This window comes from Streptomyces sp. NPDC043746, assembly GCF_056436485.1.
Genome location: NZ_JBWKCM010000052.1, coordinates 13132 through 23031 on the forward strand (window position 1 = coordinate 13132; position 9900 = coordinate 23031).

At 66.2% G+C, this 9900-nt stretch carries 6 protein-coding genes; 5 read left to right on the forward strand and 1 reads right to left on the reverse strand.

The features are described 5' to 3' along the window. Positions 1–236: 236 nt before the first annotated feature. On the reverse strand, positions 237–1574 hold the full coding sequence (locus AC0682_RS30710; RefSeq protein WP_478536471.1) for an MATE family efflux transporter: 1338 nt from the start codon (positions 1572–1574) through the stop codon (positions 237–239). Between the two features lie 458 nt (positions 1575–2032). On the opposite strand from AC0682_RS30710, the gene dnaB reads away from it, so the two are divergent. From dnaB to AC0682_RS30735, 5 genes are all read left to right on the forward strand, one after another. Continuing rightward, the gene (gene dnaB, locus AC0682_RS30715; RefSeq protein ID WP_478536472.1) at positions 2033–3526 is read left to right on the forward strand and encodes a replicative DNA helicase; all 1494 of its coding nucleotides are present in this window, start codon (positions 2033–2035) and stop codon (positions 3524–3526) included. A 210-nt stretch (positions 3527–3736) separates the two neighbouring features. Next, a complete protein-coding gene (locus tag AC0682_RS30720; protein WP_478536474.1) occupies positions 3737–4420 on the forward strand; it encodes a TnsA-like heteromeric transposase endonuclease subunit in 684 nt (227 codons plus the stop codon). 40 nt (positions 4421–4460) lie between these two features. Next, a complete protein-coding gene (locus AC0682_RS30725) occupies positions 4461–6590 on the forward strand; it encodes a helix-turn-helix domain-containing protein (RefSeq protein ID WP_478536476.1) in 2130 nt (709 codons plus the stop codon). Beyond that, a complete protein-coding gene (locus tag AC0682_RS30730; protein ID WP_478536477.1) occupies positions 6587–7705 on the forward strand; it encodes an ATP-binding protein in 1119 nt (372 codons plus the stop codon). The genes AC0682_RS30725 and AC0682_RS30730 overlap by 4 nt, the downstream gene beginning before the upstream one ends. Beyond that, the gene (locus tag AC0682_RS30735) at positions 7702–9891 is read left to right on the forward strand and encodes a TniQ family protein (protein ID WP_478536479.1); all 2190 of its coding nucleotides are present in this window, start codon (positions 7702–7704) and stop codon (positions 9889–9891) included. Before AC0682_RS30730 ends, AC0682_RS30735 begins: the two co-directional genes overlap by 4 nt. The last annotated feature ends 9 nt before the right edge of the window (positions 9892–9900 follow it).

Here is a 9900-nt window from a genome sequence, read left to right on the forward strand (position 1 = left end):
ACCCCCAGGGGTAGCGGAGAGGCTGGGTTGGGGGTTCTGGGTGGCGGAGGGGAGGGGCAGAGGAAAAGGGGGGAGGGCCCCCCCCCCGGGTGGTGCCCCCCCTTCACCTGCTCTGCTGAGTCCTGCCGGGCACACCGGGTGGGGACGTTTCACGTGAAACAAGCGCAGCCGGGCTGAATGCTGAGGGCGGAGCGTTTCACGTGAAACAGTTGCGGTCGCCGTACCGGATCCGTCCGTCAGCGAGTCGCGCCGGTGACGATCCAACGGCCGGAGTGGGTACGCACCCAGAGAGTGATCAACCGGACGGCCATCATCAGCGTCATCGCCCACCAGAGTGCGGTGAGTCCGCCGCCGAGGACCGGCACCAGGAGGGCGACGGGGGCGAAGACGGCCAAGGTCACCAGCATGGCCCACGCCAGGTAACGTCCGTCGCCCGCCCCCATCAGGACGCCGTCGAGGACGAAGACCACGCCGGCGATCGGCTGTGATACCGCCACGACCAGGAGCGCGGGGAGCAGGGTCTCCTTCACCGCCGGATCACTGGTGAAGAGAGGGATGAAGAGGGGGCGGGCGAGCATGATCAGTACCCCGAGCGCGATACCGCAGCCGATGCCCCACTCGACCATGCGACGGCAGGCCTCGCGGGCCCCCTTCTCGTCGTTCGCCCCCAGGTAGCGGCCGATGATGGCCTGCCCCGCGATGGCGATGGCGTCGAGGGCGAACGCGGTCAGGCTCCAGAGCGAGAGAATGATCTGGTGGGCGGCGATGTCGGCGTCACCGAGCCGGGCCGCTACGGCGGTGGCGATCATCAGGACGGCGCGGAGCGACAGGGTCCGGACGAGGAGGGGGACGCCCGCGCGGGCGCTGGCCCTGATGCCGGCGGCGTCGGGGCGCAGCGAGGCGCCGTGTCTGCGGGCTCCGCGGACGACGACGATCAGATAGGCGACGGCCATGCCGACCTGGGCCATCACCGTGCCCCAGGCGGAACCGGCGATGCCGAGCCCGGCCCCGTAGACGAGCACCACGTTGAGGATGCCGTTCGCCGTGAAACCGCCGATCGCGACGTACAGCGGGGTCCGGGTGTCCTGGAGCCCGCGCAGCACGCCCGTGGCGGCGAGGACGACGAGCATGGCCGGGATACCGAAGCTGGAGATGCGCAGATAGGTGACGGCGTACGGGGCAGCGGTGTCGGAGGCGCCGACGACGTCCACGAGCCAGGGGGCCGAGGGGATGGCGAGCGCGACGACAACGGCACCGAGCAGCAGGGCAAGCCAGATTCCGTCCATGCCCTGGCGGATCGCGGCGGGCAGATCGCCCGCACCGACGCGTCGGGCGACGGCGGCAGTGGTGGCGTAGGCGAGGAAGACGAAGACGCTCACGGCGGTCATCAGCAGGGCTGCGGCGATGCCGAGGCCGGCCAGTTGCGGGGTGCCGAGGTGCCCGACGATCGCGCTGTCGACCATGACGAACAAGGGCTCGGCGACCAGCGCGCCGAAGGCCGGTACGGCGAGGGCGACGATCTCTCGGTCGTGCCGTCGGCGGCCTGTTCGGGGGGTGGTGGGGGCCGGGGTCATGGAGGCCAATCTAATCTTCCACAGGTAAGAGATGCAATGGCACAGTGTCCCTTACGTTTGCTCCTCTCGGTCGTTCGTCCGTGCGCCGTCGGCAGGGATCTTGGAAACAGGGTGAAAGTTTTTCTCCCCCACAGTCAGTGGACGGAGAACATGCAGGTCAGGCGAGTAATGGTGGATGGTCTATGAGTTTGTCCACAGTGCTGTCCCCCGTTCCGTGCACAGGTTCCGAAGGGTTCTCCACAGCATCTGGTCTGTCGTCCACATGCCCTGTGGATAACCAGATTGGCTGACGGTGGAGACAGGCCTACCGTGGACCGGCGCCCGCACTCCTTCCGGCACCGGAATCAGCAGAACCAGACGCGCCGGAAGCGGAGTCGGGCGACTTGTTTGTCGGTGCCGTGCCGTAAGAAAGAGGGGCACGGCTAGGTCCGCGAAGCGGACGGGAGGAGGTGGGCCGGGTGAGCATCCCCGAGCCTTTGGACGACCCCTGGACCGAGGCCGGTCCCGGCGACCGTCTGCCTGTCTCCCGCCAGCGTCGCGGAGAGCGCAAGGGCAGCCGCGAGGACCGGCATGACCGGGGCTCGGACGGCGGCTGGGACGGCAGCTGGGACGGCGGCGGTCCCGCCGGCTTCGAGCGGGTGCCTCCCCAGGACCTGGACGCGGAACAGTCGGTGCTCGGCGGCATGCTGCTCTCCAAGGACGCCATCGCCGACGTCGTGGAGATCATCAAGGGCCACGACTTCTACCGCCCGGCGCACGAGACGGTCTACACGGCGATCCTCGACCTCTACGCCAAGGGCGAGCCGGCCGACCCGATCACGGTCGCCGCCGAGCTGGTCAAGCGAGGGGAGATCACCAAGGTCGGCGGAGCGCCGTACCTGCACACCCTGGTGCAGTCCGTCCCCACCGCCGCCAACGCCTCGTTCTACGCGGAGATCGTCCATGAGCGCGCGGTCCTCCGGCGGCTGGTCGAGGCCGGGACGAAGATCACACAGATGGGATACGCGGCCGACGGAGACGTCGACGAGATCGTCAACTCCGCCCAGGCCGAGATCTACGCGGTCACCGAGCAGCGCACCAGTGAGGACTACCTCCCCCTCGGCGACATCATGGAGGGCGCTCTCGACGAGATCGAGGCCATCGGTTCGCGCAGCGGCGAGATGACCGGTGTCCCGACGGGCTTCACGGACCTCGACGCCCTGACGAACGGCCTGCACCCCGGTCAGATGATCGTCATCGCGGCCCGCCCCGCCATGGGTAAGTCCACGCTGGCGCTGGACTTCGCCCGCGCGGCCTCGATCAAGAACAACCTGCCCAGCGTCATCTTCTCCCTCGAAATGGGGCGCAACGAGATCGCGATGCGCCTGTTGTCGGCCGAGGCGCGGGTGGCCCTGCACCACATGCGCTCCGGCACGATGACGGACGAGGACTGGACGCGGCTCGCGCGCCGGATGCCGGAGGTCTCGGCCGCTCCCCTCTACATCGACGACTCCCCCAACCTGTCGATGATGGAGATCCGCGCGAAGTGCCGTCGTCTCAAGCAGCGCAACGACATCAAGCTCGTGATCATCGACTATCTGCAGTTGATGCAGGCCGGTGGCTCGAAGCGGTCCGAGAGCCGCCAGCAGGAGGTCTCGGACATGTCACGAAACCTGAAGCTGCTGGCCAAGGAGCTGGAGGTCCCGGTGATCGCGCTCTCCCAGCTGAACCGTGGCCCCGAGCAGCGTACGGACAAGAAGCCCATGGTCTCCGACCTGCGTGAGTCCGGCTCGATCGAGCAGGACGCCGACATGGTCATCCTGCTCCACCGCGAGGACGCGTACGAGAAGGAGTCCCCGCGGGCGGGCGAGGCTGACATCATCGTCGGCAAGCACCGTAACGGCCCGACGGCCACCATCACCGTGGCCTTCCAGGGCCACTACTCGCGCTTCGTGGACATGGCGCAGACCTGAGGGTGATCCTGTAGGGCCTCATGTTCCGTGTCGGAATCTCACGGTCGATGTCGGATGGATGTCGGATACGACATCGCCATGAGACTGGCCAGGCTTTGAGGCCGAATTCGCTCAAACGTGTGGACGTTCCGAGCTCTCTTGGTGAACGTACCGCCGTACGGCCCAGGCTGTCACCGACTGCTTGATCGCATCGAATCTGATGCTGCGGGAGTGGGGGTGCTTGTGCCAGTTGAGTCGGCAATGGTGTGTTTCCGTGCGTCGGGGCGGGAGTTCGAAGACGAGCCGTGGGAGAGCGTCAGCGGCACGACGTTAGCGACAGCGTCTCCATGGCGGACATTCCGGTGGTACGACGGCCAGAAGCACTACTCGGGCACCTACTGGTCGTCGACCATGCGTGACCACGTGATTTACGAGTCGCGGCTTGAACTTGCTCGACTGCTGTTTGACGACTTCGACCCATCTGTCCGCCGAATCCTTGCCCAGCCCTTCCTGCTGAAAGCCGAGGTGGAAGGCAAGGTTCGCAAACACATCCCGGACTACCTGCTGATCAGCGAGGACGGTCCGGTCGTGGTCGACGTCAAGCCGAGGCACCGGGTGGCCAAGCCAGAGGTGGCATTCACTTTTGACTGGACGCGGCGGCTGGTGGAGACACGCGGATGGCGATACGTCGTGTGGAGCGAACCTGCGTCGGCGGAGCTCGAGAACCTTCGGTTCCTCGCCGGTATCGACGCGACTGGCTCTTCGATGGTCTCCTGCTCGACGAACTTCGAGCGATGGGGCTGGACCGCCGGACACTTGGCGAACTCGATGACGCACTCGCCGGACGGGAGCCGGAGGAGGTCCGAGCTGGGGTCCTTCACCTTCTCTGGCGTGGTGAACTGGTCACCGACTTGAGTATCCCGCTCAGCGGTCATCACGTTCTGAAGGTTCCGAAGTGAGCTGGGCCGGAGCCCGCGTGGGGGTTGGTACACGGTTCCGCTATGACGGCGAGACCGTTGAGGTAGTCGAGCTGGCGATCACCAGGAACGGCAACGAGGCGGTACTGAAGAACGGCCGCGGGAAGCTGCTGAGACTGGCAGTGAAGGAACTGCTGCTGTCTGATCGAGCTCGTGTGATCCCGGATGCTCCGGGACCGTCCGGTGACGACGACGAAGACGTTGCTGGCGTCGTGCTGAGCCAGCTGTCGAAAGCCGAGCAAGACGGACTACGAGAGCGGGCAGGCCACGTCCGGGAGGTCCTCACCGGTTACCGGTCGGGTGCTCCGGAGCTGGCAGTGGAAGGAGAGCCGAGGCCGGAATACTCGCCTGACCTCCCGCTCGGCGAGCGCTACGCGAGCAAGGCCGCTGAGCTCGGCGTCACCGTCCGTACCGTCGAGCGCTGGGTTCGGGACTTCCGCCGCGGCGGCGAGGCGAGCTTGGCGGCCGCCGGGCGACCCGCACGTGGGCGGGCCACGAAACTAGATGACCGGTGGGTGGAGACAGCCACGGAGGTCATGGTCGAGCACGCCAAGGAGTCCAAGCCGTCCCGCACGCTGGTGATCGAGCGGACCCGAGCACGGGTGGTCGCACGGTTCGGTCCGGATGTCGTCCCGCAACCCAGTCGGGCTACGGCCTTCCGGCTGCTTGAGGAGTTGGAGGACCAGCACCCGCTCTTCCGGCTGAGTGCGAAGCGGAACCGGGACATCGCTGGCCGGCCAAATGAGCCTTATGGCAAGTTGCGGCCGACCAGGCTGGGCGAGTACCTCCTGATGGACTCCACCCGGCTGGACGTTTTCGCCTTCGACCCATTCACGCTTCGATGGGTGCAGGCCGAGCTCAGCGTCGGTATGGACTGGTACACCCGCTGCATCACCGGCATCCGCTTCACCCCGGTGTCGACGAAGGCGGTGGACGTCAGCGCGGTGCTCTACCAGTCGTTCCGGCCCAGGCCGGCTGGGAAGGACTGGCCGCGCTACGCGGTCTGGCCCGAGCACGGCATCCCACGGACGGTCCTCGTGGATACGGCTGTCGCCGAAGGGGCTGGTGCAGCTGGCCCCATTCTGGTTCCAGAAACCCTGGTCATCGACCACGGAAAGCAGTACGACTCCGAGCATCTGACCAGCGTCTGCCGGCGGATGGGCATCTCGATCCAGCCTGCGAGGCTACGGACGGGCCGAGACAAAGGGCCGGTCGAAAGATTTTTTCGCACCCTGCGCGAGGGCCTGCTTCAAGCACTGCCCGGCTATAAGGGGCCGGACGTCCATTCCCGGGGGGAGAACCCGGAGGGCGACGCCTTCTTCTTCCTGCATGAGCTGGAGGCGATCATCCGTGAGTGGGTCGCGGTGGTCTATCACCACCGGCCGCACACGAGTCTGGTCGATCCGGGCCTGCCGGGGCTGCGGATGTCTCCTGCTGCGATGTTCGAGCACGGCATGGCCCGGGCGGGTTACATCGAGGCCCCCAGAGATCCCGACCTCGCCTACGAATTCCTGAAGACCGAATGGCGCACGATCCAGCACTACGGAGTCGAGATCGGCCGGCGCCGTTACAGCGGCCCCGGCCTCAAAGGCCTCAGCGACGTCCGGAGTCCCTACAAGGGGCCGGTCGAGAACGGATGGCCCTTTCAGGTCGACCCCGACGACATCACCCGCATCTACGTCCGGGACCTGGACCGTCGCTGGCGCACCCTGACCTGGGAACATGCGCCCACGGCCGGTATGCCGCTGAGTGAGGATGCTCTCGCCTTCGCCCGGAAACTGGCTGCTGCGAAATATCGCTTTCCTGACGACCGTCTCGCGGTCGCCGACCTACTGGAGCGCTGGAACCTCGGCCTGGGCACAACGCTGGCGGAGCGGCGGATGGCCCTGCGGCTATCGCGAGAGCAAGCGGCCATCGAACTGCCCGAGACCGACGAGTCAGTCGTCTCACTGCCCTCAGTCCGCAAAGCCCTGGGAGACAAAGAAGGCTCGCCCCACGAGGAGCCGGAGGAGACGGAGCCGGCCGAGACCGGTGATGACGACGAAGCCGACTTCGAAGCCCTCACCGAAGAGGACGACTTCTACGCCGACGCATTGGAGGACGTGTGACTGACCCGCTCCCGCTGGGCCTGGGGAATCTGGCGTTGTCGCGGAAGGAGGATTTCAAGGAGTTCGCCAACGCTCCGCGTCGCGAACAGCCCAGTCTGCTGACGAGGGCCGAGCTGAAAGCTCTGACGGCTGAGGCAAGAGCCGTCCACGACCGACTGCGGCGGGAGTGGCATGCCAACCTCGGGCCGATCAGGACACAACAGCTGGCTGACCTTCACGAGGATTTGTGGGACATCGTCGACAGCAACCAGCAGGACGGTGACAAGGCCAAAGGCGCCGTGGCTGTCGACGCCTTTCCCGGCCTGGGGAAGACGACCTCGGTGCTGGCGTTCCTCCGTGAGTTCCACCACCGAGAGATTACTGAGAACGGCGAGTTCACAGCCCAGGGACACGAACGGCTTCCGGTCTGCCGGGTCGGACTGACCGGCAACACCGGCATGAAGGACCTCAACCGTGCCATTCTGGAATTCTTCGGCCATGCCGGACGCAACCGCGGAACGGCCGCCCAGATGGGCCAGCGGGCCCTGGACTGCGTGTTGTCCTGCGAAGTGCGCGTCCTCGCACTCGACGATCTGCACTTCCTGAAGTGGCGCAACACCAGTGGCATCGAGGTCAGCAACCACCTGAAGTGGATCGCCAACGAGTTCCCCGTGACCTTGCTGATGATCGGCGTCGGACTCGCAGAGAAGGGCCTGTTCAGCGAAGGAACTACTTCTGGTGACACAGCCCTGGCCCAGACAGGCCGACGCACGACTCGACTGGACATGCAGCCCTTCACCATCAAGAACGAGGCAGGCCGCCGAGAATGGAGGAAGATGCTTCTCGCCCTGGAGAAGCGAGTGGTCCTGGCCGACAAGTACCCCGGCATGCTCGCAGACGATCTTTCCGACTACCTCTTTGCCCGCAGTACCGGGCATATCGGCTCGCTGATGACACTGATCAACCGGGGCTGCCAGAGAGCCGTCCGCAGCGGCACCGAACGCCTCGAGCGTGACCTGCTCGACCGAGTGAAGAACGACGAGGCATCTGAAAAGGCTCGCAGGGAGCTCGAAGCCGCCTTGGACAAGCGCCGACTCACCAGCCGGCCCCGATCCAGCAACCGGAAAGCCGTGTGACGTCCGGCCTGCGGACTCTCCCGATCAGGGTCGCGCCGCTGCCAGGAGAAGCCCTGGACTCCTGGCTGGAGACCCTGGCCCACCGCAGCATGGTCAGCTTCCGCGAGATCCTGATCGCCTTGGGACTGCCCGGCCGGCGCGACGGCAACCTCCCTGACCTCACCCGCTACCTCGAGCCGGAGCAGGCCGAGCAAGCCGCAGCCGTCAGCGGAGTCCCCGCTGACCGGTTGCATGCGATGACGTTGCGCCGGTACGACGGCCATGCGCTCGTACTGCACCCTGACCGCCGGACGGTGAACCGCATGCAGCTATGGGGCCGCAACGGCTCCCGTTACTGCCCCCAATGCCTTCACGAACACGACGGCCGCTGGCAGTTGCGCTGGCGCCTCCCCTGGAGCTTCGCTTGCATTCGGCACCGGATCCTGCTGCCGCACGCCTGTCCCTCTTGCGACCAGCGCACCCGCCACGGCCGAGTCAGCATCTTCCGTGATCTTCCACCCCATCAGTGTCCTACGACGCTGAAACCGTCAGGGGCGCTCTGCCAGACGGACCTCACCCTGGCCCCCGCTGCCGCCCTTCGCGAAGACAGCCCGGTACTGGCGTCGCAGCGCTGGATCAACGACCTGCTGGACCGAGTCGAACAGGGACGAGCACAGCCCCTCCCCGCACCCCGAATGATCTTCAACGACCTGCGTGCGCTGGCCTCCTGGGTCTTGCGCATCGCGGAACCCGGCGACTTCCCGACACTCGATCCGCATGTCGAGCAGGCATGCCAGGACTACGCCGGAGACGGCCAGTTCTCGCCCACCTCGGCGGCAGTGACCGCAGGCGGACTCACCCGCGCCGTCCTCATCCTTCAACAGGGCTCCGACAAGACAAACATCGCCACGCTGCGGACCCTCCTCGAACGAGACGGCGAACGACTGGACCTCATGCCGCTCGGTGACATCAACAAACGCTGGAGAGCACACTCCACTGCCCTGCGACAACTGATCTGGCAGGCCATGGACACCCGCATGGCGAACGTGGACCGGCTCCGCTTCCGAAGCTGCACCACTCGCCCGCGCCCACCCCACAAGATGAACGAGACCCTGACCGCCGCACGGGCCGGCCGAGTCCCACAATTACTCTGGCGTGGATGGACTGCCCGCTTCCTGCCCGCCGCCGGCGTCCGGAACATCGGCAACTTCCGCGCGGCCCTGGCCGTCGCACTCCTACTCCCCGGAGCATCCAAACGTCACTTCGATCCCCTGATCAGCATGCTCGGCCATCAGGCGCAACTCGACGTCCACTACACGCTCGCCGAGCTTGCCCAACAGGGCCACGACGGAGTCCTCACCGCTCTCTGCGAGATCGCCGACTACCTGGACACCCAGCCTGTCCCCATCGACTACCAACGTCGACGCGGGCTGACGGGTGAAGGCCTCTTGCCCGCTGATGACTGGGTTTCGATTTGCACACAGACCGGTGTCCACCCGGGACAGGAAGCGCGGTTGCTGTCTGTGCGCCGCTACCTCTATCAGCGCATCACCGGAAATGATCTCCGGCAGGCGCCAACGTCGCTCCGGATCACGACCGCCGAGGAGGCGGGAGGCGTCGCGGTGGTTCCCTTCCGGATCACCGCCGCCCTGCTGGGAGCTCTCGACGAGTACGGCGAGGACTACCTACGGGGATTGGGCATCGACGAACCGCTGACCTGGGAGCCCCCAGCAGACCTTGCCGCAGGACTCTGCCTGCCCGGCCGACCAGTTGACGTGAGACGAGCACACCGTCTCATCTGCGCTGAGGGCCAAGCGCCCGCTGTCGCGGCGAAGGAGATGGGCGTCGCTCTGGAAAGCATCCGCCATTGCTTCGAGCAGCACCCACCCAGCGTCCCCTGGCCCTCCAAAAGCGGCGGATCTTGGGTCGACCCCAGCAGGCCCATTGCTCGACGGTCCCGGCTTGCCGCAGCTCAGGCGCGTCAGCAAGCACATACCGTGCTCACCGACGATTTCCTGCGACGCGAGTACCTCGACGCGCGGAAGACGGTCAGAGAGATCGCCTCAGAGACCCGTCTCCCCAAGAGACTCATCAGTGAGGTGCTCAATCAGTCCGGCCTCATCGCTAAGGGCTGTCCCGCAAAGATCTTGGCTCCGAGTGCAGAGCAGCCGGAAGAGCTGGCGAGGTGCTCAACTGGTGGTTCGTGAGGTGTCCAG